General features: G+C 73.8%; 27 protein-coding genes. 18 read left to right on the top strand and 9 right to left on the bottom strand.

The features are described 5' to 3' along the window. The first annotated feature begins 39 nt into the window (after positions 1-39). Both Dvina_RS11915 and Dvina_RS11910 read left to right on the top strand, forming a co-directional pair. Positions 40-495 (top strand): PaaI family thioesterase, encoded by a 456-nt coding sequence (locus Dvina_RS11915; protein WP_223102502.1) that lies wholly within the window; start codon positions 40-42, stop codon positions 493-495. 77 nt (positions 496-572) lie between these two features. Continuing rightward, on the top strand, positions 573-1322 hold the full coding sequence (locus tag Dvina_RS11910) for a metallophosphoesterase (RefSeq protein WP_223102501.1): 750 nt from the start codon (positions 573-575) through the stop codon (positions 1320-1322). A 127-nt stretch (positions 1323-1449) separates the two neighbouring features. On the opposite strand, the gene Dvina_RS11905 is transcribed toward Dvina_RS11910, so the two are convergent. Beyond that, on the bottom strand, positions 1450-2178 hold the full coding sequence (locus Dvina_RS11905) for a CTP synthase C-terminal region-related (seleno)protein (RefSeq protein WP_223102500.1): 729 nt from the start codon (positions 2176-2178) through the stop codon (positions 1450-1452). 75 nt (positions 2179-2253) lie between these two features. Here Dvina_RS11905 and Dvina_RS55140 point away from each other — a divergent pair, with 75 nt between their 5' ends. Next, positions 2254-3120: a LysR family transcriptional regulator gene (locus Dvina_RS55140; RefSeq protein ID WP_223102499.1), complete on the top strand. Its 867-nt coding sequence runs from the start codon at positions 2254-2256 to the stop codon at positions 3118-3120. A gap of 90 nt (positions 3121-3210) precedes the next feature. Here the strand turns inward: Dvina_RS55140 and Dvina_RS11895 are convergent, their stop codons facing one another. Next, positions 3211-4338: an amidase family protein gene (locus Dvina_RS11895; RefSeq protein WP_223102498.1), complete on the bottom strand. Its 1128-nt coding sequence runs from the start codon at positions 4336-4338 to the stop codon at positions 3211-3213. Between the two features lie 84 nt (positions 4339-4422). Between Dvina_RS11895 and Dvina_RS11890 the strand changes: the two genes are divergently transcribed. The 3 genes from Dvina_RS11890 to Dvina_RS11880 all read left to right on the top strand — a co-directional run bounded on the left by Dvina_RS11890 (position 4423) and on the right by Dvina_RS11880 (position 6325). After that, complete coding sequence (locus tag Dvina_RS11890) at positions 4423-5421, top strand: LLM class flavin-dependent oxidoreductase (RefSeq protein WP_223102497.1); 999 nt, start codon at positions 4423-4425, stop codon at positions 5419-5421. 71 nt (positions 5422-5492) lie between these two features. Further along, positions 5493-6002, top strand: a complete 510-nt coding sequence (locus Dvina_RS11885) for a GNAT family N-acetyltransferase (protein ID WP_246656165.1) — start codon at positions 5493-5495, stop codon at positions 6000-6002. Further along, the gene (locus tag Dvina_RS11880) at positions 5999-6325 is read left to right on the top strand and encodes a DUF952 domain-containing protein (RefSeq protein ID WP_223102495.1); all 327 of its coding nucleotides are present in this window, start codon (positions 5999-6001) and stop codon (positions 6323-6325) included. The genes Dvina_RS11885 and Dvina_RS11880 overlap by 4 nt, the downstream gene beginning before the upstream one ends. Before the next feature lies 1 nt (position 6326). Here the strand turns inward: Dvina_RS11880 and Dvina_RS11875 are convergent, their stop codons facing one another. Beyond that, positions 6327-7322: a GNAT family N-acetyltransferase gene (locus tag Dvina_RS11875; RefSeq protein WP_223102494.1), complete on the bottom strand. Its 996-nt coding sequence runs from the start codon at positions 7320-7322 to the stop codon at positions 6327-6329. Between the two features lie 71 nt (positions 7323-7393). On the opposite strand from Dvina_RS11875, the gene Dvina_RS11870 reads away from it, so the two are divergent. Further along, positions 7394-7924, top strand: a complete 531-nt coding sequence (locus Dvina_RS11870) for a gluconokinase (RefSeq protein WP_246656164.1) — start codon at positions 7394-7396, stop codon at positions 7922-7924. Between the two features lie 37 nt (positions 7925-7961). Further along, the gene (locus Dvina_RS11865; RefSeq protein ID WP_223102493.1) at positions 7962-9389 is read left to right on the top strand and encodes a GntT/GntP/DsdX family permease; all 1428 of its coding nucleotides are present in this window, start codon (positions 7962-7964) and stop codon (positions 9387-9389) included. Here Dvina_RS11865 and Dvina_RS11860 read toward each other — a convergent pair. Beyond that, positions 9366-9965: a TetR/AcrR family transcriptional regulator gene (locus Dvina_RS11860; RefSeq protein WP_223102492.1), complete on the bottom strand. Its 600-nt coding sequence runs from the start codon at positions 9963-9965 to the stop codon at positions 9366-9368. The two genes, Dvina_RS11865 and Dvina_RS11860, sit on opposite strands and share 24 nt — an antisense overlap. A 23-nt stretch (positions 9966-9988) precedes the next feature. Here Dvina_RS11860 and Dvina_RS11855 point away from each other — a divergent pair, with 23 nt between their 5' ends. Then, the gene (locus Dvina_RS11855) at positions 9989-10348 is read left to right on the top strand and encodes a cupin domain-containing protein (RefSeq protein WP_223102491.1); all 360 of its coding nucleotides are present in this window, start codon (positions 9989-9991) and stop codon (positions 10346-10348) included. A gap of 3 nt (positions 10349-10351) precedes the next feature. On the opposite strand, the gene Dvina_RS11850 is transcribed toward Dvina_RS11855, so the two are convergent. After that, on the bottom strand, positions 10352-10609 hold the full coding sequence (locus tag Dvina_RS11850; protein WP_223102490.1) for a hypothetical protein: 258 nt from the start codon (positions 10607-10609) through the stop codon (positions 10352-10354). A gap of 66 nt (positions 10610-10675) precedes the next feature. Between Dvina_RS11850 and Dvina_RS11845 the strand changes: the two genes are divergently transcribed. Further along, positions 10676-11878 carry a DUF1444 domain-containing protein gene (locus Dvina_RS11845; RefSeq protein WP_223102489.1) on the top strand — a complete coding sequence of 401 codons (1203 nt, stop codon included), beginning with the start codon at positions 10676-10678 and terminating at the stop codon, positions 11876-11878. 17 nt (positions 11879-11895) lie between these two features. On the opposite strand, the gene Dvina_RS11840 is transcribed toward Dvina_RS11845, so the two are convergent. Together Dvina_RS11840 and Dvina_RS11835 are read right to left on the bottom strand one after the other, a co-directional pair. Further along, positions 11896-12675 (bottom strand): SDR family NAD(P)-dependent oxidoreductase, encoded by a 780-nt coding sequence (locus tag Dvina_RS11840; RefSeq protein WP_223102488.1) that lies wholly within the window; start codon positions 12673-12675, stop codon positions 11896-11898. A gap of 84 nt (positions 12676-12759) precedes the next feature. Further along, positions 12760-13650 carry an FKBP-type peptidyl-prolyl cis-trans isomerase gene (locus Dvina_RS11835; protein WP_223102487.1) on the bottom strand — a complete coding sequence of 297 codons (891 nt, stop codon included), beginning with the start codon at positions 13648-13650 and terminating at the stop codon, positions 12760-12762. A 299-nt stretch (positions 13651-13949) separates the two neighbouring features. Here Dvina_RS11835 and aceB point away from each other — a divergent pair, with 299 nt between their 5' ends. Genes aceB through Dvina_RS11815 form a run of 4 tightly spaced genes read left to right on the top strand, consistent with a single transcriptional unit; the run spans position 13950 to position 19340 of the window. Then, on the top strand, positions 13950-15509 hold the full coding sequence (gene aceB / locus Dvina_RS11830) for a malate synthase A (protein ID WP_223102486.1): 1560 nt from the start codon (positions 13950-13952) through the stop codon (positions 15507-15509). After that, positions 15506-16960, top strand: a complete 1455-nt coding sequence (locus tag Dvina_RS11825; protein WP_223102485.1) for an FAD-linked oxidase C-terminal domain-containing protein — start codon at positions 15506-15508, stop codon at positions 16958-16960. Before aceB ends, Dvina_RS11825 begins: the two co-directional genes overlap by 4 nt. 2 nt (positions 16961-16962) lie before the next feature. Then, complete coding sequence (locus Dvina_RS11820; protein ID WP_246656163.1) at positions 16963-18156, top strand: FAD-binding oxidoreductase; 1194 nt, start codon at positions 16963-16965, stop codon at positions 18154-18156. Further along, positions 18156-19340 (top strand): (Fe-S)-binding protein, encoded by a 1185-nt coding sequence (locus Dvina_RS11815; RefSeq protein ID WP_223102484.1) that lies wholly within the window; start codon positions 18156-18158, stop codon positions 19338-19340. Before Dvina_RS11820 ends, Dvina_RS11815 begins: the two co-directional genes overlap by 1 nt. Here Dvina_RS11815 and Dvina_RS11810 read toward each other — a convergent pair. Next, positions 19317-20450 (bottom strand): hypothetical protein, encoded by a 1134-nt coding sequence (locus tag Dvina_RS11810; protein WP_223102483.1) that lies wholly within the window; start codon positions 20448-20450, stop codon positions 19317-19319. The two genes, Dvina_RS11815 and Dvina_RS11810, sit on opposite strands and share 24 nt — an antisense overlap. Positions 20451-20557: 107 nt before the next feature. Here Dvina_RS11810 and Dvina_RS11805 point away from each other — a divergent pair, with 107 nt between their 5' ends. After that, on the top strand, positions 20558-20743 hold the full coding sequence (locus Dvina_RS11805) for a hypothetical protein (protein ID WP_223102482.1): 186 nt from the start codon (positions 20558-20560) through the stop codon (positions 20741-20743). 1 nt (position 20744) lies between these two features. Here the strand turns inward: Dvina_RS11805 and Dvina_RS54150 are convergent, their stop codons facing one another. Continuing rightward, positions 20745-21410 (bottom strand): TM2 domain-containing protein, encoded by a 666-nt coding sequence (locus Dvina_RS54150; protein WP_246656162.1) that lies wholly within the window; start codon positions 21408-21410, stop codon positions 20745-20747. A gap of 101 nt (positions 21411-21511) precedes the next feature. Between Dvina_RS54150 and Dvina_RS11795 the strand changes: the two genes are divergently transcribed. The 3 genes from Dvina_RS11795 to Dvina_RS11785 all read left to right on the top strand — a co-directional run bounded on the left by Dvina_RS11795 (position 21512) and on the right by Dvina_RS11785 (position 25267). Continuing rightward, entirely contained in the window at positions 21512-23251 is a 1740-nt protein-coding gene (locus tag Dvina_RS11795; RefSeq protein ID WP_223102481.1) for an ABC transporter ATP-binding protein, read from the top strand. A 22-nt stretch (positions 23252-23273) separates the two neighbouring features. Beyond that, positions 23274-23918 carry a GntR family transcriptional regulator gene (locus tag Dvina_RS11790; RefSeq protein WP_223102480.1) on the top strand — a complete coding sequence of 215 codons (645 nt, stop codon included), beginning with the start codon at positions 23274-23276 and terminating at the stop codon, positions 23916-23918. Positions 23919-24223: 305 nt separating this feature from the next. After that, entirely contained in the window at positions 24224-25267 is a 1044-nt protein-coding gene (locus Dvina_RS11785; protein ID WP_223102479.1) for an NAD(P)-dependent alcohol dehydrogenase, read from the top strand. The last annotated feature ends 224 nt before the right edge of the window (positions 25268-25491 follow it).

Genomic DNA, 25491 nt, shown 5'->3' with positions numbered 1-25491 from the left:
AGGGTGCGGCTGGCCCGCTACCAGCGCTAACGTCCGGGCATGGACGCGACCGAACTCGCCCGGCAGCTGCTCGGCCCGATCCCCGCGCACGTCACGCTCGGCCTCGAAGTCGTGCGGGCGGCGGACGGGGAGGCCGAGGTCGCCGCCGAGGTGCCGCACGCGCTGACGAACGTCATCGGCTCACTGCACTCCAGCGGCCTCATGACGCTCGTCGACGCGGCCGGCCTGGCCGCGCTCATCGGGGCCGTCGACAACCCGGACGACTTCGCCGGGGTCATCCCGCTCGGCGGCGCCGCCGAGCTGCGGTTCCTGGCCCCGGCCCGGGGCAGGCTCGTCGCGACCTGCCGGCTGGAGGCGGAGGAGCGAGCGGCGGTCAAGGCCCTGTTCGCGGGCGAGACCGGGACGGCGCGGGCCATGACCGAGGCCGAGATCCGCGACGTCGACGGCGAGGTCGTGTGCCGGGGCAGCTTCGACTGGAGCCTTCGCCGGCGCTGATCGCGACCCGCCCCGCCATCGGCCGGTCACCGTGCGTGGCCCCGCGCCGGTAACCTTCGCGAGCTATTGTCGCCGCCGTGGCGACGATCGCGATCATCGGTGACGTCGGCGGCTGCCTGGAGCAGCTCGCCGCGGCCGTCGACGCGCTCGACGATCCCGCGGCAGTGGTCGTCCAGGTCGGCGACCTCGTCGACCGGGGACCGGACAGCTCCGGCGTGCTGTCCTACGTGGCCGACCGGCTGGCCGGGCCGCGCTGGGTGCAGCTGATCGGCAACCACGATGCGCAGTACCTCGGGCTGGAGCCGTTCTGGCCCGAGCGGCTCCCCGACGCCGACGCGGCCCGGCTGCGCGACTGGTGGCGGCGGGAGCGGCTGCAGGTGGCCGCGGCCGTGCGCACGGGCGACGGGGAGGAGCTGCTCGTCACGCACGCCGGGCTCAGCCGCTGGGCCTGGGGCGAGCTCGGCGAGCCGGTCACCGCGTCCACCGCCGCCGCGCTCCTCAACACCCGGCCCGAGCCGGTCCTGTGGCACGCGGAAGGCCCCCTGTGGACGGAGGCGCCGACGGCGTTGTACCCGCAGTGGCTCGAAGACGGCCCGCCGATGCCCTTCTCCCAGGTCCACGGCCACTCCACGATCATCGACTGGGACCGGCGCGCGTGGCGCTGCCGCGAACGCATCCGGGACCGCTCCACAGTGGACTGGGACGCCCGGCACACCGTCACCCGGGCCGGCGGCGCCCGGTTCGTCGCCGTCGACCCCCGGCACGGCACCACCGGCGCACCGCAGTGGTCACCGCTGATCCTGCGCGACGCGACCCTGCTCGACTGAGCCTTCCGACGCCGGCCGCGGCCCGGCACCACGGGCGGCATCCCACCCGGCCGCGGCCCGGCGCCACGGGCATCGCCACCCCGCCGCGCCCGGCACCATGCCGGGTGCCGGCCGCTGCGGGAGCTCGTCAGGCGGCGGCGGTTTCGCGGGCGGCGCCGACGGCCACGGCGGCCTCGGCGAAGGCGCGGATCACCGGGTGCACGCGGGTGCCGTCGCCGGACAGCTCGGGCTGGAAGAGGGTGCCCACGAGGAACGGGTGGTCGGCCAGCTCGGCCACGCGGACCTCGCCGTCGTCGTCGTGGCCGGTGAAGCGCAGGCCGTGGGCCTCCAGGAGGGGCAGGTAGGAGCGGTCGAGGCCGTACGCGCAGTGGTAGCGCTCCACCGTGCGCTCGACACCGAAGATCTGCTCGGCCAGGCTGCCCTTGCGCAGGTTCACCGCGCCCTCGTGGCCGACGAGTGAGCAGGACAGCGGCACGATCGCCGGGCTGGCGGCGGCCGGGTCGTTCTCGGCATGGGCGGCGTCCGGCCGGCCGGCCACGTCGCGGAGCATCTCCAGCATCAGGTGCTGGAAGCCGCCGCACGTGCCCAGGAACGCCACCCGGTGCTCGCGGGCGGCGCGGACGGCGGCGAGCGCGCCCGCCTCGGAGCGATACGGCGAGCCCGGAATCAGCCAGATCCCGTCGAACCCGGCAAGCGCGTCGGCGTCGGCCTCCTCGGACGGGACCCAGTACGCGTCCAGGGCCAGGCCGTGCTGCTCGCGCAGGACCTCGATGAGGCCCGGGATACGGGTGTGGGAGCGCACGTGCGCGGAGCGGTCGCCGACCAGCGCCACGCGGGCGGTACGAGTCGTTGTCATGCTCTGAGCTTGCGGCCGGCGGGCGAGATAAGTCCAACGACTGTTTGTGGTACCGGCATAAGCAAGAATGATGTCGTGGACCCTCACCTGCTGCGCACGTTCGCCGCCGTCGCCCGCCTCGGGTCGTTCTCGGCGGCCGCGGACGAGCTCGGGTACACCCAGTCGGCCGTCTCGCAGCAGATCGCGGCGCTGGAGCAGAGCGTCGGGGCCGCGCTCCTGCGCCGGCGGCCGGTCGCCCTCACCGACGCCGGGACCCGGCTGCTGGAGCACACCGGGCCGATCCTGCTGCGGCTGGCCGCGGCGCGGGCCGACGTCGCCCGGCTGTCGGGGCCGCCACCCGCGGCGGTGGTGCTCGGCGCGACCCCACTGTCCGGTGTGGACACCGTCGCCCTGGTCGGCGTGCAGCGGGCCATGCCGCGGGTCGCCTTCACGCTGCACGTCGCCGGCCGGGCCGAGGTCGCCACCGGGGTCGCCGTCGGCCGGCTCGACCTGGGGCTCGTGGACGGGGTGACCGCGCCGAGCGATCCGCTGCCCCTGCCCGACACCGGGCAGCTGTCCACCGCGGCCGTCGGTGAGCGCCCGGCCGTCGTCGCGCTGCCGGCCGGCCACCCACTCGCGGGGCGGCGCGGGGTCCGGCTGGCCGACCTGGCCGACGCCGTGTGGCTCGACGCGCCCGAGGTCGCCACGCCGCCGGCGCAGCTGCGGGCGCTCGCGCGGGCGGAGGGCTTCCGGGGCGGTCCGGCGTACCCGGGCACCGACGCCGCGGTGTTCCTGGCCCTTGTCGCCGCCGGGGCGGGACTGGCGCTGCTGCCGGAGTCGGCGCTGACGCCGGGGCTGCGCGGCGTCCCGGTCGTCGAACCCCGGCTGGTGCACCGCACGGACCTGGTGCACGGATCGCTCACCGCCCCGGCCGCCGCCGTCCGCGCCGCACTCCTACCGTGAGCAGTCCCGGCCCAACGCAGCGCCGGGCCGGCAGGAGTCAGGCCCGTATGCGTCAGGCGGCATGAGTCGGGCCGGCAGCGCGAAGCCGCCTTAGGCCCGGTCCTGGGCGAAGGCGGCGGCGACGAGCGCGAGCAGGGCCCGGTCGCCGCCGGGCGGGCCGACCAGGGCGATCCCGGCCGGTGGGGAGGAGCCGGTGGGGACGCAGACGCTCGGGAGGCCGTATGCGCTGGCGGGGACGGAGCACCGCAGCGTCGCCCGGCGCCACTCGTCGCGGCCGGCCAGGCTCAGGTCGCGGTGGTGGCCGGGGCCGCCGGCGGGCAGGGCGAGCCAGGCGCCGGTGCCGAGGAGGTCGAGCAGCTCGGCCCGCCAGGCGGCGATGCGCTCCCGGGCGGACGCCTCCTGGGCCGCGCTCACCGTCGAGCCGAAGCGGAACCTGGCCTCGACGTCGCCGGCCAGGCGGCGCGGGTGTGCCTGCACCCAGGAGCCGTAGGCCCGCCACGCCTCGGCCGACTGCACGTGGCGGAAGGCGAGGATGAGCTCGTCGGGGTCGTCCCAGGTGGGCAGGGTGATGGCGCGGACCGGCCGGTGGAGTCGAGCGGCGGCACGTGACGTACCCCCCAGGGCCAGCACTTCGAACGGCGGATCGGCCGGCCCCTCGGGCAGGAGCACGCCGCCCACCGCCTGCAGGGTCGCGGCGTCGCGGGTGATCCAGCCGACCGTGTCGAACGACGGGGCCAGGGGCATGACGCCGTCCGTCGGCACGGCGCCGTGGGTGGGGCGGAAGCCGAAGAGGCCGCAGCACGAGGCCGGGACCCGGACCGAGCCGCTCGTGTCGGTGCCCAGGCCGACGTCGGCCTGGCCGATGGCGACGGCCGAGGCGGGGCCGCTGGAGGAGCCGCCGGTGACGCGGTCGGGGGCGGCCGGGTTGGGCGGGGCGCCGTAGTGGACGTTGGCGCCGGAGAGGGAGTACGCGAACTCGTCGGTGTGGGCGATGCCCTCCACGACGGCGCCGGCCGCGCGGAGGCGGGCGACGGCGGGGGCGTCGGCGGCCACCGGCAGCGCCTCGGCCAGCCAGGTGGGGTTGCCGGCGCCGACGGCAAACCCGGTCACCGCGAAGAGGTCCTTGACCGCGAGCCGCACGCCGTCCAGCGGCCCGGACCCGGTGGCCGGGGCGAGCGGCATGCCCTTGACCCGCCACACCGCGGGATCAGCTGTCACGTTCGCAGGGTACAAACCACCGGCGGCCGGCAACAGCCCGTCCGGAGGGAATAACCCGGGCCGAGTGCGTGTTGACCTTGATCTGTGAGTGAACTTCCGCTTTCCGTGCTCGATGTCGCGCCCGTGGCCGTCAATGGATCGACCGGGGAGGCGCTGCGGCACACCACCGAGCTCGCCCGCCGGGTCGAGGCGATGGGCTACCGCCGGTTCTGGGTCGCCGAGCACCACAACATGCCCGCCATCGCCAGCTCCTCGCCGGCCGTGCTCCTCGCCCACCTCGCCGCGGCCACGTCGACGATCCGGGTCGGGTCCGGCGGCGTCATGCTGCCCAACCACGCGCCGCTCGTCGTCGCCGAGCAGTTCGGCACCCTCGAGGCGCTGCACCCGGGCCGGATCGACCTGGGCATCGGCCGCGCGCCCGGCACCGACCAGTACACCGCGCTCGCCCTGCGCCGCAGCATGGAGGGCCTCTCGGCGGAGAACTTCCCCGAGGAGCTGCAGGACCTGATCGCGTACTTCGAGGGTGGCACCCGCATCCTCGCCTCACCCGGCAAGGGCTCCAAGCCCGACGTGTGGCTGCTCGGCTCCAGCGGGTTCAGCGCGCAGCTCGCCGGGCTGCTCGGCCTGCCGTTCGCCTTCGCGCACCACTTCAGCGCCCAGAACACCCTGCCCGCCCTCGGCCTGTACCGCCAGAACTTCCGCCCCTCCGAATGGCTGCAGGAGCCGTACGCGATGGTCGCGGTGAGCGCGATCGCCGCCGAGACCGACGAGGAGGCCGAGTTCCTGTCCGGGCCGAGCGCGCTGTCGTTCCTGCGCCTGCGCTCGGGCCGCCCCGAGCCGATGGCGACCCCGGAGGAGGCGGCGGCGTACCAGTACAGCGACCGCGAGCGCGAGTTCGTCCTGTCCCGCCGCGAGGGCCAGGCGCTGGGCTCCCCCGCGACAGTGCGCCGGCAGCTCGGCGACCTGCTCGAGGCGACGCAGGCCGATGAGTTCATGCTCACCTGCATGGTCTACGACATCGACGCCCGGGCCCGCTCCTTCGAACTGATCCGCAAGGAGGTCGCGCCCGCGCTGAGCAAGTAGTCTGCCGGATGGCGTGGGCCGCCATCTTCGGCGAAGATGACGGCGATCTTGCGGCCGAGAGGTGGGGGCGTGTGAACAAGACCTGGGTGCGGCTGCGGCCGGTGGTCGAGGGGGACCTGGCCATGTTCCGCCGGTTCGCGACCGAGCCGGGGCTGGCCGGCCCCGCCTGGACCGGCTACCAGGAGCCCAACGGGCCGGCCCGGCGCTTCGCGCTCGACGGATACCTGGGCGCCGACGACGGGCGGCTCATGGTCGAGGCGGACGAGACGGCGGCCGGGTTCGTGCAGTGGTTCGCGATCGGGTCGGGGCTGGCGCAGTACTGGGGCGTCGGCATCATCCTGCTCCCCGAGTGGCGCGGCCGCGGCGTCGGCTGGCGGGCCCAGACCCTGCTGTGCGACTACCTGTTCGCCAGCACCCCGGCCCAGCGCATCGAGGCCCGCATCCAGCCCGAGAACATCGCCGAGCAGAAGGCCCTCGAGAAGGTCGGCTTCCTGAGCGAGGGCATCCTGCGCTCCGCCGACTTCCGCGACGGCGCCTGGCGCGACGTCCTCGTCTACGGCCGCATCCGCGGGGACCGATGATCGTCTACAAGATCCTGCTCCCGGCCGAGTGGGCGGCGTTCCAACGGGCCGGCACGTTCACCGGCTCGCCCCTCGACCGGGCCGACGGCTTCATCCACCTGTCGACGGCCGAGCAGGTCCACACCACCGCGACGCGCTTCTTCGCCGACGAGCCCGCCCTGGTCGTGCTGTCGATCGCCACCGAGCCGTTCGGCGAGGCGATCCGCTGGGAGAGCAACAAGCACGGGACGTTTCCGCATCTGTACTCGCAGCTGCCCGCGAGCGCGGTGAGCCGGACCCGCCACATCACCGACCGCGCCGACCTCCTCGGCCTCGCCGACTGAGCTAACCGAGCTCCTGCGCCAGGACCTGCCCGGGCCACTGCGTCCCATCGGGCCGGGTGACCGCGAACGCGTCGGTGGCGCGGAACCCCTGCCGCTCGTACCACCCGACGAGCGCCCGGTCACCGCCGGCATAACAGTCGACGCGCAGCAGCCGCAGCCCCCGCCCGAGCGCGAGGACGCGGGCGTGGTCGAGCAGGTCGCCGCCGAGGCCGTGCCCCGCGTGCCCGCGGCTGGTGACGAGGAGCTCGACGTACAGCTCCGGCTCGCCGGCGGCCGGCACGTGCGCCGGCGCGGCCCCGACCACGAGCGCGCCGACCGGCCGGCCGTCCAGCTCGGCGATGTGCAGATGCCCCGGCGGCACCCACGCGGCCAGCTGGGCCCGGCGGCGCGGATCGCCGGAGTGCGGCTCGGTCCCCCACTGCCCGGTCCGCCCCCGCGCGACGAGCCACTCGGTCGCGGCGTCGAGCAGCCCGAGCACCGCCGGGATGTCGTCCATGGCCCCGGCGCGGATCCGGGCCGGCGACACCGGCACCGCCAGCTCGATCTCGTCATGGAGCCCGATGCGATGCTCCCCCGTGGCCGCGATACCCGGCTTGATCAGCCGCGCCCGGTCCACGGCGCCGGGGTGCACGGCCGTGATCCGCAGCCCGCGCCGCTGGTAGAACCGCAGCGCGTCGACGTTGTCGTTGGTCGTGACGAGCCAGACCCGGCGCAGCCCCAGGCCGGCCGCGACCGCGCGGGCCGCGGCCAGCAGGGCGGTGCCCACGCCGCCGCCGCGCTCGACCGCGTCCAGGGAGACCACCTCGAGCCCGGCCGGCCCGGTGTCGTACGTCAGCAGCCCCGCCGGCCGCCCGTCGTCGCCGATCGCCACGAGCGCCGGCAGCCCGGCCGCGTCGCGGGCCCGGCCGCCGACCACGATCCGGCTCTCGCCCCACCGCTCGGTGAGCAGGTCGCGGATCCAGGCCCGGTCGGCGTCGGTGGCGGGGCGCGGCGTCATGCCCCGCACGATAGCGGGCGGGCGGGGCGGCACGAGGTGTGGCGGGCGGGGCGCGGGGGTACCGTGTGGCCATGCCAGACGCGCCGCCCGTGTTCCTGCTGATGGGAGTTGCGGGGACCGGGAAGACCACCGTGGGCGGGCTGCTGGCCGGGCGGCTCGGCTGGCAGTACGCCGAGGCCGACGACTTCCACCCCGTCGCCAACGTCGAGAAGATGGCCGCGGGCACTCCCCTCACCGACGCCGACCGGCGGCCCTGGCTCGACGCCATCGGCGCGTGGATCGACGAGCGGGCGGCGGCCGGGGAGTCCGGGGTCGTGACGTGCTCGGGTCTCAAGCGCGCGTACCGGGACCGGCTGCGCCACGGCCGGCCGCAGGTGCGCGTGGTGTTCCTCGAAGGGTCCCGGGAGCTGATCACGCGCCGGCTCACGGCCCGCCACGGCCATTTCATGCGCGTGGAGATGCTCGACAGCCAGTTCGCGGACCTGGAGCCGCCGACGCCGGACGAGGGCGTGACCGAGGTCTCGGTCGAGCCGCCGCCGGGCGAGATCGTGGCGGCGATCCTGCGCACGTATCCGGACGTGGGAGGCCACCCCGCCGCGTGACCGGCCGCCGGGCCTCGCCGCCGAGAGGAGCCCGCCAATGTACTGGACGCTGCACGACACGACGCTGGTGATCTGGACCGCCGTCGCCATCGCGGTGGTCGTCGTGCTGATCACGCGGTACAAGATCCATCCGTTTCTGGCCCTTATCCTCGGCAGCGCCGTCGTCGGCCTCGGCGCGGGCCTCGGCGCCACGAAGTCGATAAGCAGCTTCGAGTCCGGGTTCGGCACCACGCTGGGCGGGGTCGGCATCCTCGTCGCGCTCGGCACGATCCTGGGCAAGCTGCTGGCCGACTCCGGCGGCGCGGACCAGGTGGTTGACACGATCGTGGGCCGGGCCGGCCCCGCGCGCCTGCCGTGGGCGATGGCCCTGATCGCCATGATCATCGGCATTCCGCTGTTCTTCGAGGTCGGGGTCGTGCTGCTGATCCCGGTCATCTTCCTGGTGGCCCGGCGCGCGCAGAGCTCGATCGTGCGGGTCGGCATCCCGGCGCTGGCCGGCCTGTCGGTCATGCACGGCCTGGTCCCGCCGCACCCCGGCCCGCTGATCGCCATCAACGCGCTGCACGCGGACCTGGGCCAGACCCTCGCGTTCGGCCTGCTCGTCGCGATCCCGACGGTCATCATCGCCGGGCCGCTGTACGGCATCTGGATCGCCCGCTTCGTCTCCCCCGCACCGCCGGCCCGCCTGGTCGCGGAGTTCGAGGGCGCCCGGGCGCGGACCGCCACCGAGGCCGCGGGCGACGGCGCACCGGCCGAGGGCGAAGGCGAAGGCGAAGACCAGGCGCGCACGACGACCCGCCCCGGCTTCGTGCTCACGCTCGTCACCGTGCTCCTGCCCGTCGTGCTGATGCTGGGCAAGGCGATCGCCGACATCGTCACCGACGACAAGAACAACCTGGTGCGCAAGGTGTTCGACTCGATCGGCGACCCGTTCGTCGCCCTGCTGCTGGCCGTCCTGCTGGCCCTGTTCACCTTCGGCTACCTGCGCGGCTTCTCCCGCACCACCGTCAGCGACATGGTCGCGGGCAGCCTGCTGCCGATCGCCGGCATCGTGTTCATCATCGGCGCCGGCGGCGGGTTCAAGCAGGTGCTGGTGGCCATCGGCATCGGCGACGCGATCGGCAAGGCGGCCGCGGCCAGCGGGATCTCGGCGCTGCTGCTGGGCTGGCTGATCGCGGTCGGCATCCGGCTGGCGACCGGCTCGGCCACGGTGGCGACGGTGACCGCCGCGGGCCTCATGGCGCCGCTGCTGGCTCAGCTGCCGGGCACCAACACGGCGCTGCTGGCCCTGGCCATCGGCTCCGGCTCGCTGTTCCTGTCGCACGTGAACGACGCCGGGTTCTGGCTGGTGAAGGAGTACTTCGGGATGACCGTCGGCGAGACCTTCAAGACCTGGTCGGCCATGGAGACCATCATCTCCGTGGTCTCCATCGCGCTGATCCTACTGCTCGGGGTGTTCGTGTAGCGCCGCCTCCAGCAGGGCCCGGGCCGTCCGGCGAACCGTCTCGGCGGCCTGGGCCCAGCTCTGCCCGGCGATGTCCAGCAGCCAGATCAGCGTCTCGATGCCGGTCGCGGAGCGGATCGCCACGGCCAGCGCGCGCCGGTCCACCGCCGGATGGGTCAGCTCCAGCGGCGCCAGCGCATCCTCGATCCACATGACGGCCCGCCCGCGGCGCAGGAGCGGGCGCTCCGGCCGCGCCTCCAGCGAAAGGCGCAGCGCCGAGCGCAGTTGCGGCTCCCATTCGCGGTTGTACTCCGCGAAAGCCCGCATGAACGCGTCGAGGCGGGCCCGGGGATCGGTAGGTGCGTCCGGGCCGAGCAGCGAGTCCGGCTGGATCTGCGGCTGCGCGGCCAGGAGCAGGGCCCGCTGGTTCGTGAAGTACCGGTACGCCGTGGTCCGGGAGATCCCGGCGTCCGCCGCCGCGTCCTCGACCCGCGGGGTCAGGCCCTCGGCGAGCAGCTTGCGAGCGGACTCGACGAGCGCCTGACGGGTGCGCGACTTCTGCCCGGTGCGGCCGGTGGCTTCATATGGTACTGACATTACCATCATGGTACCGTAGTCCCATGGTACTGGAGTCCCACGAAGTCGGCGACGATCCGGCCGTCACCGACCCCGAGCACTACACCGTGATCTTCGAGAACGAGCGGGTGCGCGTGCTGGAATACCGCGACCAGCCCGGCGACCGGACCCACCCGCACCGGCACCCGGACAGCGTGATGTACACGCTCACCGCGTTCCGCCGCCGGGTCACCAGCGGCGAGCGGGCCGTCGAGGTCGACATCCCGGCCGGGGCCGTGCGCTGGGTCGGCGCTCAGGAGCACGTCGGGCACAACATCGGCGACACTGCGACGCACACCATCTTCGTCGAGCTCAAGGAGCCGTCCCCGCTCGCCGGGACCGCCACGCTCGGCCCGACGCCCTGAGGCTCACTCGAACAGGGAGCCGCGCCCGCCGCCTTCCCGGATGCGGGCGCGCCGCCGCAGCTCCACCACCACGGAGTCGGCAAGCGCGGTGGCGGCCAGCACCCACAGGGCGACGGCGAGCCACACGAAGCCGGCGGCCAGGGACAGCGCACCCAGCACGGTGCTGGTGACGAAGCCGAAGGCGGCCAGCAGCAGACGGAGGTTCAGGGCCGAATACGGGTGCCCGACGGTGCCGCGGGCGCCCCGGGGCTGAGCGCGCATACCACTGCCTTTTGCCCCGACCGGGGCGGCGAAACATCCGGTCCGCATCCGGTACCGTACGGCCGCATGGGGATGCTCGACCGGCTCCGCGGCACACCGCAGGAGCGCTTCGCCCGCCGCGTGCTGACCGCGATGCGCGACGCCGGCGTGGCCTCGGCGCGGTATCTGCCCGACCAGTTCGCCATCGAGGTCCGCCGGGACTCGGCCCAGGCGCAGCCGGCCATCGCCTACCTCGGCAACATCTTCCGCGAGTGCGAGCGCTCCGGGCGCAACGAGCGCCGCGAGCGCATCGCCTCGTTCCTGAGCGCCGTCGTGTTCAACCCGGGCGCCCCGACGAGCTGGGAGGAGGTCGCCCCGCTGCTGCGGCCGCTGCTGCGCACCGTGACGTTCGGCGCCGGGATGCCCGCGTCCGCGCCCCGCCCGCTGCGCCGCCCGGCGTGGGCCTACCTGGCCGAGTTCGTCGTCATCGACCAGCCGACGTCGGTCATGTACGTCACCGAGAAGCAGGCCCAGGAGTGGGGCGTCACCGAGTCCGGCATCTTCGACCGGGCCCGGCGCAACATGGGCGGGCTGACCCGGGCCGAGCCCGATGCGGGCGCGGCGCCCGGCCGGCGCTCGCTTGTCCGCATGGTCGAGGACGGCGACGCCTACTGGGCCTCGCACCTGTTCGTCGACGGCTGGCTCGCCGCGCAGCAGCCCCGGCTCGGCGGGCCGCCGCTGGCCTTCGTCCCCGACACGACTGGCGTGCTCCTCGTCGGCCGCGGCCCCGACGACACCCCGGAGAGCCTCGGCAAGGTGTTCGAGCTCGTCGAGCAGGAGTTCCGCGACGCCGCCCGGCCCATCTCCCCGATGGCCTTCACCGTCGACGACGCCGGCGCCGTCGTGCCGTTCCTGGTGCCGCGCGACCACCCGCTGTACGCCGTCACGCACCGCACCGAGGTCATCATCGCGTCGTCGGAGTACGCCGCGCAGGCCGCCCACCTGGAGACCGACGCGTTCGTGGCCGCGTGCACGAGCGCGCAGCGCCCGGACGGCACGGCGTTCACGGTCGCCAGCTGGGCCGAGGGCGTGGACACGCTCCTGCCCCGGGCCGACTACGTCGCCTTCCCGTCGGGCGCCGCCGAGCCGTTCTTCGTGGCCTGGGACGACGTGGCCCGCGAGGTCGACCTGGACCCGGAGCCCGGCGTGGTCCCCGAGCGCTACCGGCTGCGCGGATGGCCCCACCCCGGCGTCGTCGAGCGCCTGCGCCAGGTCGCGACCACGCCCTGAGGGCGGCCGCCCGGCGCTCAGAAGCCGGGGACCACCGCGCGCAGGCGGGCCTGGACGGCGAGGTCCCGGGCGTCGGGGTGCGGCGCGGCGGCCCGGTGGCCGTCGAAGAACTCGCCGCTGCCGGTCTCCTCGAGGATCAGCCGCAGGGTGGCCGCGCCGCCCTCGTCCACCGTCGAGAACGGCCGCTGACCGTACTGCCGGACCATCTCGGTGTCCATGAACGTCGCCGGGTGCAGGCAGTTGGCCGTGACCCCGGTGCCGGCCAGCTCGTCGGCGAGGGCGAACGTCCAGGCGGCCAACGCCAGCTTGCTGCGCCGATACGCCCGCACGCCGTCGTAGTGGGCCTCCAGCTGCAGGTCGTCGAAGTCGATCGGCTCCTGGCCCAGCGATCCCACGTTCACGATCCGCGCCGGCGCGTTGGCCCGCAGCGTGGGCAGCAGCGCGCGGGTCAGCCGGACCGGGGCGAGCAGGTTGACCGCCCAGCGCAGCTCCTCACCGTCGGCCGAGAGTTCCCGGGCGCCGCCGCGCTCGCCGAAGCCGACGCCCGCGTTGTTGACGAGGTGGGTCAGCGGCCGGTCGCGCACCTCGGCGGCGAGCCGGTCGACGTCGGCCCGGCGCGCGAGGTCGGCGACGAACCCCTCGGCCCGCCCGCCGGCCGCCTCGACCTCGGCCACCCCGCGCTCGACCTTCGCCTCGTCGCGGCCGTGCACCAGGACGGTCAGCCCGGCCTGCCCCAGGCGGGGCGCCAGCCAGCGCCCGAGCCCGGACGTGGCCCCGGTCAGCAGCACATCGCTCATACCCGAAACCTAGCGCGGCCCGGCCGCCGCGCGACGCGAAGCGGCCCCGACCGGATCGGTCGGGGCCGCCGGCGAGCGGTGTGCCTAGTTGCCGGGGATCTGCAGGCCGCCGCTGGCGTCCGCAGCCTGGATGTCCAGGATGTCGACGTAGAAGCGCAGGTCGCCCTGGGGGTACCCCTCGGCGTTGTTGTAGGCCTCCTTGACCGGGATGTCGAGGATGACCCGGCTGCCGACCTTGAGGCCGACGAGCCCCCGGTCCCAGCCCTCGATGACCTGCGCCTGCTGGTTCTGCTCCAGCATGCCGACCTGCACCGGGAACGTCTGCTTGTGGTCCCAGGACGAGTCGAACTTCTTGCCGTCCTTGTAGGTCAGGCCGATGTAGTTCACGACCACCGTGTCGCCGGCCTTGACGGTCTTGCACTTGCCCTGGATCAGGGTGGTGACCTGGCGCAGGGCGACGCTCTGCTCCTTGCCCGCCTCGGTCTTCGGCTCCTCGGCCAGGCGCTTGTCGAAGCCGCCGAGCAACGGGGGATACGAACTCTGGTCCGGCTTCTTGCACTCGGTCTTCTGCTGCTCGGCCCGGTCGCCGAAGTACCAGACACCGGCGAAGGCGCCGCCGATGGCCAGCAGGACGATGACGGTGCCGGCGATGGCCTGGCCGACGCGCTTGCGGCGGGCGGCCCGATTGGCGGCGACCCGGGCCGCGGCGCGCTTCTCGGCCTTCGTCAGCGGCGCGGGGCCCTTGCCGCGGGCCGGCTTCGTCACGGCCGGCTTGTCCTCGTCGTCGTCCGCACCGGACTCGTCGCCGTCGCTGTCGTCGGCGCCGTCGCTGTCGTCCGCGTCGACCGCCTCGTCGGACGAGTCCGACAAATCCGACTTGTCAGCGCCGGCCGCGGCCGCGTCGCCCGCGAGCTCGCCGTCGGTGTCGTCCGCCGGGGACGTGGGGTCGGAGCCGGCCGCGGGCCCGGCCGGCATGGCCCCGACCGTGGGCCCCGTCCCGACCGTCGGCGCGGATCCTCCGGTCGTCGCGGAGGCGTCCTCCTCTGTGGCGTCAGCCGAGGACTCGGCGGAGGCCGGCGTGGCCTTGGCCGGCGTGGCCCTGGTCGACCTTGCCGGGCGGCGGTTCCTGCCCCGATCGCTCACGATTCGTCGACTCCCCTGGTGGAAGGCCCCGCACACAGACGGACCTGAGTTTCGTTCGCCAGAGCTTCCCATACCACACGCCCGGCGCCACGCACCGGGGTAGGGCCGTGACATGCCCTAAGGTCGGTCATATGGGCAACGCTACGGGCGTCGAGATTACCGGACCGCTCGGCGAGCGGTTCGCCGAGATCCTCACCGAAGAAGCTCTGAGTTTCCTGGCAGAGCTGCACCGCAGCTTCGACGGGCGCCGCCTGGAGCTGCTGGACCTGCGCGCGCAGCGGCAGGCTGACCTGCAGGCCGGGGGCACGCTGGGCTTCCTGCCGCAGACGCGCGAGGTGCGCGAGGGCGACTGGCGGGTGGCCGAACCGGCGCCCGGCCTGGAGGACCGGCGGGTCGAGATCACCGGGCCGACCGACGCGAAGATGACGATCAATGCGCTCAACTCGGGCGCCAAGGTGTGGCTGGCCGACCACGAGGACGCCAACACGCCGCTGTGGGAGAACGTCGTGCAGGGCCAGCTCAACCTGCGTGACGCGGTGGCCGGCCGGCTGGCGTTCACGTCGCCGGAGGGCAAGGACTACCGCCTGAACGACGGGCCGCGCCCGACGATCGTGGTCCGGCCCCGCGGCTGGCACCTGCCGGAGAAGCACATCCGGGTCGACGGGCAGCCGACCTCCGGCTCGCTCACCGACTTCGGGCTGTACTTCTTCCACAACCACCTCGCCACCCGGCCGTACTTCTACCTGCCGAAGATGGAGTCCCACCTCGAGGCGCGGCTGTGGAACGAGGTGTTCACGTTCGCCGAAGAGCGCTTCGGCCGCCCGACCGGCACGATCCGGGCCACGGTGCTCATCGAGACGTTCCCGGCCGCGTTCGAGATGGACGAGATCCTGTACGAGCTGCGCGAACACTCGGCCGGGCTCAACGCCGGGCGCTGGGACTACATGTTCAGCGTCATCAAGAAGTTCCGCACCCGCGGCCGCGAGTTCCTGCTGCCGGACCGGGACTCGGTGACGATGACTGTGCCGTTCATGCGGGCCTACACGGAGCTGCTCGTGCGCACCTGCCACCGGCGCGGCGCGCACGCGATCGGGGGCATGGCGGCGTTCATCCCGAGCCGCCGCGATCCGGCCGTCAACAAGGCCGCGTTCGAGAAAGTTTCCGCGGACAAGACGCGCGAGGCGGGCGACGGCTTCGATGGATCATGGGTCGCGCACCCCGATCTGGTCCCGGTGTGCCGGGAGATCTTCGACGGGGTGCTGCGGGAGAAGCCCAACCAGCTCGACCGGCTCCGCGAGGACGTCCACGTGACGGCCGACGATCTGCTCAACGTCGCCGCCACGCCCGGCCGGCGCACGGAGACCGGGCTGCGCGGCGCCGTCAGCGTGGGCGTGCAGTATCTCGACGCCTGGCTTCGCGGTACCGGTGCCGTGGCCATCAACAACCTCATGGAGGACGCGGCGACGGCCGAGATCTCGCGCTCGCAGGTCTGGCAGTGGCTGCACAACGGCGTGGTGCTCGACGACACGGGCGAGCCGGTGACGAAGGAGCTCGTCGAGCGCATCGCCGGCGAGGAGCTGGCCAAGCTGGGCGGGGACCTCACCGCGGCCCGGGACCTGTTCATGGAGGTGGCGGTGGCCGACGATTTTGTGGACTTCTTGACGATTCCGGCGTACGAACGGATGCCATGAGCCTCACCGGCCTCCGCGACGCCGTGGCGGCAATCCTGCGACCGGATCAGATCATCACTGACCGGGCGCGGCTGCGGACGTACGAGTGCGACGGCCTGGCCCACTATCGGGTCGTGCCCGGCATCGTGCTGCTGCCCCGCACCGCCGAGGAGTGCGCCGCCGTGGTGCGCGCCTGCGCCGGGCACGCGGTGCCGTTCGTGGCCCGCGGCTCCGGGACGGGCCTGTCCGGCGGGGCGCTCCCCCACGCCGAGGGCGCCCTCATCGTGACCTCGCAGCTGCGGGCGATCCGGGAGGTCGCACCCGAGGACGAGCGGGCGGTCCTGGAGCCCGGAGTGATCAACCTGCAGGTGTCACAGGCATCGATCCCGCACGGGTACTTCTACGCCCCCGACCCGTCCAGCCAGCAGATCTGCTCCATCGGCGGCAACGTGGCGGAGAACTCCGGCGGCGCGCACTGCCTCAAGTACGGCTTCACCGCCAATCACGTGACAGGCGTGCAGATCGTCACCCCCGACGGCGACCTGGTGAACCTGGGCGGGCGGGCGCCGGACGCGCCCGGCTACGACCTGCTCGGGGCGTTCGTCGGGTCGGAGGGCACGCTCGGGATCGCCACCGAGGTCACGGTCCGGCTGGTGCGCCTGCCGGAAACGGTCCGCACGCTCCTGGCCGCGTTCACCGGCACCGACGAGGCCGGCGCGGCCACCTCGGCGATCATCGCGGCCGGCGTGGTGCCGGCGGCCGTGGAGATGATGGACGCCCTGGCCATCGAGGCGGCCGAGGCGGCGGTGCACTGCGGCTACCCGGCGGGCGCGGGCGCGGTGCTGATCGTCGAGCTCGACGGGCCGGCCGCCGAGGTCGACGCGCAGTTCGCCGCGGTCGTGGACTTCTGCCGCGGGCACGGCGCGTTCGAAATCCGCATCGCCGCTGACGACGCCGAGCGGGCGCTGTTCTGGAAGGGCCGCAAGTCGGCGTTCGCGGCGGTCGGGCGCATCTCCCCCGACTACATCGTGCAGGACGGCGTCATCCCGCGCACCGCGCTGCCGCAGGTGCTGACCCGCATCGGCGAGCTGGCCCGCGAGCACGGCGTGCGGGTGGCGAACGTCTTCCACGCCGGCGACGGCAACCTCCATCCGCTCGTGCTGTTCGACGAGGCGCAGGCCGGGCAGGCCGAGCGGGCCGAGGCGGTCTCGGGGGCGATCCTCGACCTGTGCGTCGAGCACGGCGGCTCGATCACCGGAGAACACGGCGTCGGCATGGACAAGGCCAAACACCTTCCGCGGATGTACTCCGAAGCCGACCTCGACACCATGCAGCTGCTGCGATGCGCGTTCGACCCACGGGGCCTGGCCAATCCCGGCAAGGTGTTCCCGACCCCGCGGCTGTGCGGCGAGGTCCCCGGCCGCCATCGGGGCCCGAATCCCTGGCACGAGCGGGGCATGGAGGTGTTCTGACGGTGACGGTCGTCGGTGAGATCGCCGGGATGCCGGCGTCGCGGGTGGCGGCGCCGGCCTCGACCGCGGAGGTCGCAAGCTGCGTGCACGACGCGGCCCGCGAGGGGCTGACCCTCGTGGTGCGGGGCGCGGGCACCCGGCAGGACTGGGCGCTGCCGCCGCAGCGGCTGGACCTGATCCTCGAGATGCGCGGCGTGTGCGGGATGGTCGAGCACGCGGCCGGTGACCTGGTGGCGATCGTGCGGGCCGGCACGCCGCTGCGCGAGGTGCAGGAGGCCCTCCGCCCGGCCGGGCAGCAGCTGGCGCTCGACGAGCCGATCCCCGGGGCGACGATCGGCGGTACCGTCGCCACCAACGCCTCCGGCCCCCGCCGCATGCTCTACGGCACCGTCCGCGACCTGCTGATCGGCGTCACCGTCGTGCGGGCCGACGGGGTCGTGGCCCGCGCGGGCGGGAAGGTCGTCAAGAACGTCGCCGGCTACGACCTCGGCAAGCTCGTCGCCGGCTCCTACGGCACGCTCGGCGTCATCACCGAGTGCGCGTTCCGCCTGCACCCGCTGCCGGGCGCGGCCCGCTACGTCTCGGCCCGGGCCGACACCGCCGACGCGGCCGGGCGCGCGGTCGCCGCCGTCCTCGCCGCCCAGGTCGTGCCCAGCGCCCTGGAGGTCGACATGGCCGCCGGCGACGGCCCGCTCACCGTCACCGCGCTCGTCGAGGGCGTCCCCGCCGGCGTCGAGCGGCGCGCGGCCGACCTGGAGAAGCTCCTCGGCTACGAGGCTGCACCGGCCGACACGCCGCCCCCGGCGTGGGGCACGTACCCGTGGGCGGCCGGCGACGTCGGCATCAAGCTCACCTGCGCCCTGTCCCGCGTGCCGTACCTGCTCACCGCGGCCGGTGTCACCGCGCGCCTGCACGACGTCGCCCTGCACGTGCGCGGCTCGGCCGGCACCGGCGTCCTCTACGCCGGCCTGCCCGGCGACACCGACCCCGGCGTCGTGGCCGGCGTCATCAGCGACCTGCGCGCCGCGACCCGGGCCGGCGCCGGGCACTGCGTGGTGCTGACCGCCCCGCCCCCGGTCCGCGCCCGCGTCGACGTGTGGGGCCACGTGGACGGCCTCGACCTCATGCGCCGCGTGAAGGACCAGTTCGACCCGGGCGGCACCCTCGCTCCCGGGCGCTTCGTCGGGGGCATCTGATGGCTGATCGCAACGAACTCATCGGCGACTGCGTGCACTGCGGGTTCTGCCTGCCGACCTGCCCCACCTACGTCCTGTGGGGCGAGGAGATGGACTCCCCCCGCGGCCGCATCCAGCTCATGCTCCAGCAGAGCCAGGGCGAGCCGCTGACGCCCACGATGGCCGGGCACTTCGACGCGTGCCTCGGCTGCATGGCCTGCGTGACGGCGTGCCCCTCCGGCGTCAAGTACGACGAGCTCATCACCGAGACCCGGGCCATGGTCGAGCAGGTCCGTCCCCCGGCCGGCCGAGCACTGCGGGCCGCCGTGTTCGCGCTCTTCCCCTACCGCCGCCGGCTCGCCCTGGCCAAGGCGCCGCTGCGGGGGTACCGCATGCTCGGCACCCCGTTGCGCCGGCACCTCCCGGCCGCGCTGCGCACCCTGCTGGACCTGGCCCCGCCGGCGTCGGGAAGGGCCCGTCTCCCCCGGATCGTCTCCGCCCTGGGCCGCCGCCGGGCCCGGGTCGGCATGCTCACCGGCTGCGTGCAGCACGCGTTCTTCCCGGGCGTGAACGCGGCCACCGCCCGCGTGCTGGCCGCGGAGGGCTGCGAGGTCGTCATCCCGGCCGAGCAGGGCTGCTGCGGCGCCCTCTCCCGGCACAGCGGCCGCACCGCCGAGGCCGACCGCTTCGCCACCGCCCTGGAGCGCTCGTTCGCCGGCGTGGACGCGCTGATCGTGAACGCGGCCGGCTGCGGCTCATCGCTGAAGGAGTCCGGCGCGCTGGCGGCCAAGTCGTTCGACCTGGCCGAGTTCCTGGCCGACCTGGGCCCCGTCGCGACCCGGCACCCGATCCCGCTGACCGCCGCGTACCACGACGCCTGCCACCTGGCCCACGCCCAGGGCATCCGCGCCCAGCCCCGCTCCCTGCTGCACGCCATCCCCGGCCTGACCCTCCGCGAGATCGCCGACCCGGAGATCTGCTGCGGCTCGGCCGGCATCTGGAACGTCCTCAACCCGGCCCCGGCCGCCGAGCTCGGCGACCGCAAGGCCCGCAACGTGCTGGCCACCGGCGCCTCGCTGCTCGTGACCGCCAACCCGGGCTGCCTGATGCAGATCGCGGCCGCGGTCAACCGGGCCGGCCGCACGATCCGCCTGGCCCACACGGCCGAGGTCCTCGACGCCTCAATCCGTGGCGTCCGCCCCTGACCGCAGGCCGTTCATCCGCGCCGCGATCCGCAGCCAGGACGGGTCGGTCGGCTCGGCCTCGGTGACCGTCTCCAGGTCGCCCGGCCCCCAGCTGCGCACACCATCGGTCAGGTACTCCGGCTCGTCGGCGTCGTCGGGCATCGGTGCGGTACCCCCGAGCAATGTCGTTGCGGCTTCGGCGTCGGGCCGCGTCTCGCCGGCCGCCTCCCCGAACAGCCGCAGCTCGCCGCCGGCGCCGGCCACGACGAGCCCGCCGGTCGCGAGGGCGGCCAGGGCGGTCACCGGCGAGCCGTCAAGCGCGGGGTGCTCGGCCGCGGCCCGCCGCTCGACGTCGATCGCGATCACCGTCCCGGCCGGGGTGCCCGCGTAGAGGACGCCGGGGTGCGCACCGAAGGCGAGGTTGTGCATCGACCAGTCCCAGTATTCGTCGGGCCCGTCGAGCCTCGTGGCGAGGACCTTGCGCAGCGACGGGAACGCGAACACGTCGACGGAGTGCTCGTAGTTGTTGCCGCGGACCGCGAGGAGCCGCCCGTCGGCGTTGAAGACCGGCGTCTGATACCCGTCGGCGGCGAGGATGAGCGCCTGGTTCAGGATGCGCATGTGGAGCTGCCCGGCGTCGAACGGTGTGAACAGCACGAGCGTCGCCCCCTGGTCGCTGCGCAGTGCGGCGGCGACCCGGCCCGCCGGGTGCACGGCCAGCCCGGTGTCCCACTCCGGTCCTTCGCGCAGGTCGCCGGTGTCGAGGTCCAGACGGCCGGCCGGCGTCCACAGCGCGCGGCCGCCCGGCGCGAACGCGATCGCGGGCAGCCGCGCTCCGGTCGGCACCGGCAGCGGCGCGACGGTCTCCGGCGTCCATTGCACGAGGTCTTCGGCGGTGGCGACCACCAGGACGGGATCGGTGGGGTGCCAGGCCACGGCGGGCGTGCGCTCGCGCCGGTCCCACCCGAAGGCGGCCTCGTCGTCGTAGGGCTCACCCCGGCGCTCGATCCCGCCCGACCTCCGCGGCGCGCCGTCCGCGCAGTCCCAGACGTGCACCGCCGGCCCGGCCGCCTCCAGCCCGGCGACCAACGGCAGCCGCGGGTGGGCGATCAGGCGCTCGACGCTCGGCATGCCGCCACCGTATCGATCGACGGCCGTGCCCGTAGGCCCGCCGGGGTTTCCGTCGGGTTGGTGACGGCGGTGAGCCGGGGGCGGACCGGGGCGCGTGGAGCGGTGACATGGAGATGATGCGGCTCGTGGACTGCCCCGAATGCGGACTGCCCGCCACTGCGCGCAGCGGCGGGCAGCTGGCCGGCACGTATGGGCCGGTCGAGCACGTGCACCTGCGGTGCGTGGTCGGGCACCGGTTCTTCGGGCCCGGCGACATCCTGCTGCACCGGCACCGCGGGCGGCGGGCCGGCTGACTCAGTTGGGGCGCAGCGGGCGGCCCTGGCCGTCGACCGGGCGGCCGGCGAGCATCATGATGCCGTCGATGATGAACCAGAGCCACAGCCCGCCGGTGATCACCCACGGGACCAGGAACAGGAAGAAGCCGCAGATGAAGGCGCCCCAGCCGACGACGAAGCTGAGGATCAGCTGGGTCACGCCGAGGGCGATGTTGCCGGCGTAGAGGCGGCCGATGCCACCCACGGCGAAGATCAGGCCCGGCAGCAGCTGGAGGAGACCGGCCGCCAGCTTGCTCTTGTCGGAGTACGGCTGGCCCGTCAGCGGGTCGTACGCCTGCGCCACCACGCCCGGGTACGCCGCCGGCACGCCGTATGCGGCCTGCTGCGCGTACGCGGCCTGCCCGTACGGGTCGTACGCGCCGCCCGAGGCGGGTGCGCCGGAGACCGGCGGCATCTGGTACGTGCCGTACGGCTGGCCCGACGACGGCGGGCTCGAGGCCGGAGGGCTGGACATGGGCGGGGGCAGGGCCGGCTGCCCGTACGGGTCGGACTGCCCATACGGCACCGGCTGCTGGCCGTACGGGGACGGCTGTCCGTACTGCGGCTGCTGTCCATATTGCGGCTGCTGTCCGTACGGATCCGGCTGCCCATACGGATTGGGGGTTCCATACGGTGGCTGCGTCATGACGTGCAGGCTACAACGCACGTTGTCGGAATATCGCCCCCAGTTCGGGTGTGACGCAGTCGGCAATCCGGCTGAGACTTGCACGGTAAAGAATGCTCGGCATGGACTTCGACGGGCGCCGGCCGGTGCGCACGATCCTGCACCTGCTCGCCGCGTCGAAGTGGCGGCTGATCCTGGCCACGCTCGCGTTCGCGGTCAAGGACAGCCCGATCTGGCTGCTGCCGCTGCTCACCGCCAACATCATCGACGTGGTCGTCCAGCACCGGCCGATCGCCCAGCTGTGGCTCAACGCGGCCGTCCTCGCCGCGATCCTGCTGCAGAACATCCCGATGCACATGCTCTGGGTGCGCCAGATGAGCCACATCGTGCGGCACCTGGGCACCGACCTGCGCTCCGAGCTCGCCGGGCGGCTGCAGCAGCTGTCGATCGCCTTCCACACCCGCGCCGGGGCCGGCCTGCTGCAGACCAAGCTGGTCCGGGACGTCGAGAACGTCGAGATGATGCTGCAGCAGGTCGCCGCGGGCGGTACCTCCGCCATCCTCACACTGCTGGGGGCGATCACGCTCACCGCGATCCGCGTGCCGGCGTTCGTGCCGCTGTTCCTGCTCGTCGTGCCCTGCACCGCGGCCCTCGTGGCGGCCGTGCGGCGGCGGTCGGGGGCCCGCAACGAGGAGTTCCGGCGCCGGGTCGAGGAGCTTTCCGCCCGGGTCGACGAGATGGCCCACCTGATGCCGATCACCCGCGCGCACGCCCTCGAGCAGGAGGCCGTGCACCGGATGCGCGGGACCGTCGAGAACGTCCGGGCCGCGGGGCTGCGCCTGGACCTGGTCAACGGGCGGTTCGGGGCCATGTCGTGGGTGACGTACCAGCTGCTCGGCGCGGCCTGCCTGATCGCCGCCGGCTGGGCCGCGTGGACTGGATACGCGCCGGTCAGCGCCGGTGACGTGGTGCTGCTGAGCACGTACTTCGCGGTGCTCACGAGCTCGGTCATCGGCCTGTTCGGGCTGGCCCCGATCGTGACCAAGGGACTCGAGTCGATCCGCTCGATCGGGGAGGTACTGTCGGCGCCCGACCTCGAACGCAACGAGGGCAAGGAGCGCATCTCCCGGGTGCGCGGCGAGATCGCGCTGGAGGGCGTCGGCTACCGCTACCCGGAGGCGGGCGCCCCGGCGTTGACGGGCGTGGACCTGACCGTGGCCGCGGGCGAGACGATCGCGTTCGTCGGGCCTTCCGGGTCCGGCAAGTCGACGATGCTGAACCTGCTCATCGGGTTCATCCGCCCCACCGAGGGCCGGATCCGCCTGGACGGCCGCGACATGGAGGACCTGGACCTGCGGGCATTCCGACAGGCGGTCTCGGTCGTACCGCAGGAGCCTGTGCTGTTCGACGGGTCGATCTGGGACAACGTCACGTACGGCCGCCGGGAGCTCGGCGCGGCGACGGTCACCGCGGCCCTGCGCGACGCGAACGCCCTCGAGTTCGTCGAGGCCCTCCCCCACGGCTGGGACACCCTGGTCGGCGAGCGCGGCGCCCTGCTCTCCGGCGGCCAGCGCCAGCGCCTGGCGATCGCCCGCGCGCTCGTCCGCGACCCCCGGGTCCTGCTCCTGGACGAGGCGACGTCGGCGCTGGACAGCGAGTCCGAGGCGCTCGTGCAGCAGGCCCTCGCACGCCTGATGCGGGGCCGGACCACATTCGTCGTCGCGCACCGGCTGGCCACGATCCGCAACGCCGACCGCATCGTCGTGCTCAGCGGCGGGCGTCCGGCGGAGGTGGGTACCCACGAAGAGCTCCTGGCCGCGGGCGGCCTCTTCGCCCGCCTCCACGGCCTGCAGTCCGTATAGACGCGTCTGCGAGACTGGTGCGATGAGGGACACCGCAGAGCTGACCAGCGCCAGCCTGGTCGAGCTCGCGGTGCTCCGGCTCACCCGCGAGATCCTCGGCGGCGGCACCGAGCCCGGCGAGCGCCTGGTCGAGGAGCAGCTGACCAAGCGCTTCGGGATCAGCCGGGCGCCGCTGCGGGAGGCCCTGCGCCTGCTCGCGCAGCAGGGCCTGGTCGAGCACATGCCGCGCCGGGGCGTCCGGGTGGCGATCCTCTCCGACGCCGACATCCGCGAGCTGTACGAGGTCCGCGACGTCCTCGAGCGCCACGCCGTCACCGCCACCCCGCCGGACGCCGACCTGACCGGCATCACGACCACGATGAAGGCCCTCCAGGAGGCCGACGCCCACGGCGACCAGTTCGAGGTCGCCACCGCACACCGCGACTTCCACGTGGCGGTGGTGGCGCTGGCCGGCAACCGCCAGCTCTCCCTGGTGTACTCCTCCGTCCTGGTGAAGATCCAGCTGTACATGGCGCTCAACCTGCGCCGGGAGGCCGCGGTCGCCCGCCCGCACGACGGCGTCCACCGCCACGAGCGCCTCTTCGACGCGGTCTCGGCCCGCGACCCGGAGGCGGTCCTGGCCGCCCTGAACGACCACGGCGCCCGCTCCTACCTGGCCGGCCCCTGACCCCGTCGTCCACCGGCCCCGTCACCCACTGCCCGTCACCACCCACCGCCCCGTCGCCCGGCGGCCCGTCGCCGACCCCGCCACGCGCAGGCACCTGTTCTGATCTGCCCGGCGACGCGAAGCGCTGGCGACGCGCGGCCCTGATGATGCACGGCCCGCGATGAGGCGCGGTTTGCCGGGGCGATGCGTTCCTTCAGCGGCACTTTCCCCGCGGCGGGGGCACCCGGACGATCGAGCTTCCGCGCGCGGCCGGGCGAACCGGGGTTTACTGGTACAGAAAGCACCGCCACGACCCGAAGGACAGCATGCTCACCGTCAACGCCATCGCCGCGACCTCGGCCACCGACCCGCTCGTCCGCACCACCATCGAGCGGCGTGACCTGGGCCCGCGCGACGTCCTCATCGAGATCCGCTACGCCGGCATCTGCCACTCCGACATCCACACCGTCCGCGGCGAGTGGGGCGACATCGCCTACCCCCAGACCGTCGGCCACGAGATCGTCGGCCGCGTCACCGCCATCGGCCCGGACGTCACCCGCCACGCCGTCGACGACCGGGTCGGCGTCGGCTGCATGGTCAACTCCTGCCGCGAGTGCGACAACTGCCGGGCCGGGCAGGAGCAGTACTGCCTGAACGGCAACGTCGGGACGTACACGAGCGTCGACCGCGACGGAACCGTCACGCAGGGCGGATACTCGACGCACATCGTGGTCGACGAGGACTTCGTGCTGCGGGTGCCGCAGAGCATCCCGTACGAGAAGGCGGCCCCCCTGCTCTGCGCGGGCATCACGACCTACTCCCCGCTGGCCCACTGGAAGGCCGGCCCGGGCCGCAAGGTCGCCGTCGTCGGCCTGGGCGGCCTGGGCCACATGGCCGTCAAGCTGGCCGCGGCCATGGGCGCCGAGGTCACGGTACTGTCGCAGACCCTGAGCAAGAAGGACGACGGCCTGACCTTCGGCGCCGCCCACTACTACGCCACCGCCGACCCCGCGACCTTCGAACTCCTCCGCAACACCTTCGACCTGATCATCAACACGGTAAGCGCTCCGATCGACATGGCCGCCTACCTGGGCCTCCTACGCCTGGACGGCACCCTGGTCAGCGTGGGCGCACCCCCACAGCCGCTGCCGGTCCCGGTCTTCGCCCTCTTCGCCAACCGCCGCACCTTCGCCGGCTCCAGCATCGGCGGCATAGCCGAAACCCAGGAGATGCTCGACTTCTGCGCCGAGCGCGGCATCGCCCCCGAGGTCGAACTCATCACCGCCGACCAGGTGAACGAGGCCTACGAGCGAGTCCTGACCTCCGACGTCCGCTACCGCTTCGTAATCGACATCGAAACCCTCCGCTAGCTGGCTGTTTCATTCATTGCGGGGGAGGCGCCGCCTCCACCCGCACCCCCGCACAATCTCCACCACCAGCGCCGGACCGCGCGGACCCCCGTCACAGCCCCACCAACCGCCTCGCCCTGCCCGGCGGGATGCAGTTCTTACCGCAGCCACCGTGATCAGCACCAGCACCATCGTTGAACGCGCGCATAACTCCGCCCAGGCACCCCCGTTCACGAGGCCGGCCC

It is taken from the genome of Dactylosporangium vinaceum (assembly GCF_019904175.1).
Taxonomy (GTDB): Bacteria; Actinomycetota; Actinomycetes; order Mycobacteriales; family Micromonosporaceae; genus Dactylosporangium; species Dactylosporangium vinaceum.
Note: the sequence above shows the minus strand (reverse complement) of the source record. Positions and strands in the feature narration are given on the sequence as shown.

What these genes read in the sequence shown, in the direction of transcription:
- aceB (WP_223102486.1), top strand. Translation starts at nt 13,950, where the DNA reads ATGGGCAACGCTACGGGCGTCGAGATTACCGGACCGCTCGGCGAGCGG.
- Dvina_RS11840 (WP_223102488.1), bottom strand. Translation starts at nt 12,675, where the DNA reads ATGAGCGATGTGCTGCTGACCGGGGCCACGTCCGGGCTCGGGCGCTGG.
- Dvina_RS54150 (WP_246656162.1), bottom strand. Translation starts at nt 21,410, where the DNA reads ATGACGCAGCCACCGTATGGAACCCCCAATCCGTATGGGCAGCCGGAT.
- Dvina_RS11785 (WP_223102479.1), top strand. Translation starts at nt 24,224, where the DNA reads ATGCTCACCGTCAACGCCATCGCCGCGACCTCGGCCACCGACCCGCTC.
- Dvina_RS11905 (WP_223102500.1), bottom strand. Translation starts at nt 2,178, where the DNA reads ATGACAACGACTCGTACCGCCCGCGTGGCGCTGGTCGGCGACCGCTCC.
- Dvina_RS11790 (WP_223102480.1), top strand. Translation starts at nt 23,274, where the DNA reads ATGAGGGACACCGCAGAGCTGACCAGCGCCAGCCTGGTCGAGCTCGCG.
- Dvina_RS11860 (WP_223102492.1), bottom strand. Translation starts at nt 9,965, where the DNA reads ATGTCAGTACCATATGAAGCCACCGGCCGCACCGGGCAGAAGTCGCGC.
- Dvina_RS11850 (WP_223102490.1), bottom strand. Translation starts at nt 10,609, where the DNA reads ATGCGCGCTCAGCCCCGGGGCGCCCGCGGCACCGTCGGGCACCCGTAT.
- Dvina_RS11865 (WP_223102493.1), top strand. Translation starts at nt 7,962, where the DNA reads ATGTACTGGACGCTGCACGACACGACGCTGGTGATCTGGACCGCCGTC.
- Dvina_RS11810 (WP_223102483.1), bottom strand. Translation starts at nt 20,450, where the DNA reads ATGCCGAGCGTCGAGCGCCTGATCGCCCACCCGCGGCTGCCGTTGGTC.
- Dvina_RS11845 (WP_223102489.1), top strand. Translation starts at nt 10,676, where the DNA reads ATGGGGATGCTCGACCGGCTCCGCGGCACACCGCAGGAGCGCTTCGCC.
- Dvina_RS11870 (WP_246656164.1), top strand. Translation starts at nt 7,394, where the DNA reads ATGCCAGACGCGCCGCCCGTGTTCCTGCTGATGGGAGTTGCGGGGACC.
- Dvina_RS11915 (WP_223102502.1), top strand. Translation starts at nt 40, where the DNA reads ATGGACGCGACCGAACTCGCCCGGCAGCTGCTCGGCCCGATCCCCGCG.
- Dvina_RS11855 (WP_223102491.1), top strand. Translation starts at nt 9,989, where the DNA reads ATGGTACTGGAGTCCCACGAAGTCGGCGACGATCCGGCCGTCACCGAC.
- Dvina_RS11880 (WP_223102495.1), top strand. Translation starts at nt 5,999, where the DNA reads ATGATCGTCTACAAGATCCTGCTCCCGGCCGAGTGGGCGGCGTTCCAA.
- Dvina_RS11825 (WP_223102485.1), top strand. Translation starts at nt 15,506, where the DNA reads ATGAGCCTCACCGGCCTCCGCGACGCCGTGGCGGCAATCCTGCGACCG.
- Dvina_RS11835 (WP_223102487.1), bottom strand. Translation starts at nt 13,650, where the DNA reads ATGCCGGCCGGGCCCGCGGCCGGCTCCGACCCCACGTCCCCGGCGGAC.
- Dvina_RS11875 (WP_223102494.1), bottom strand. Translation starts at nt 7,322, where the DNA reads ATGACGCCGCGCCCCGCCACCGACGCCGACCGGGCCTGGATCCGCGAC.
- Dvina_RS11815 (WP_223102484.1), top strand. Translation starts at nt 18,156, where the DNA reads ATGGCTGATCGCAACGAACTCATCGGCGACTGCGTGCACTGCGGGTTC.
- Dvina_RS11805 (WP_223102482.1), top strand. Translation starts at nt 20,558, where the DNA reads ATGGAGATGATGCGGCTCGTGGACTGCCCCGAATGCGGACTGCCCGCC.
- Dvina_RS11795 (WP_223102481.1), top strand. Translation starts at nt 21,512, where the DNA reads ATGGACTTCGACGGGCGCCGGCCGGTGCGCACGATCCTGCACCTGCTC.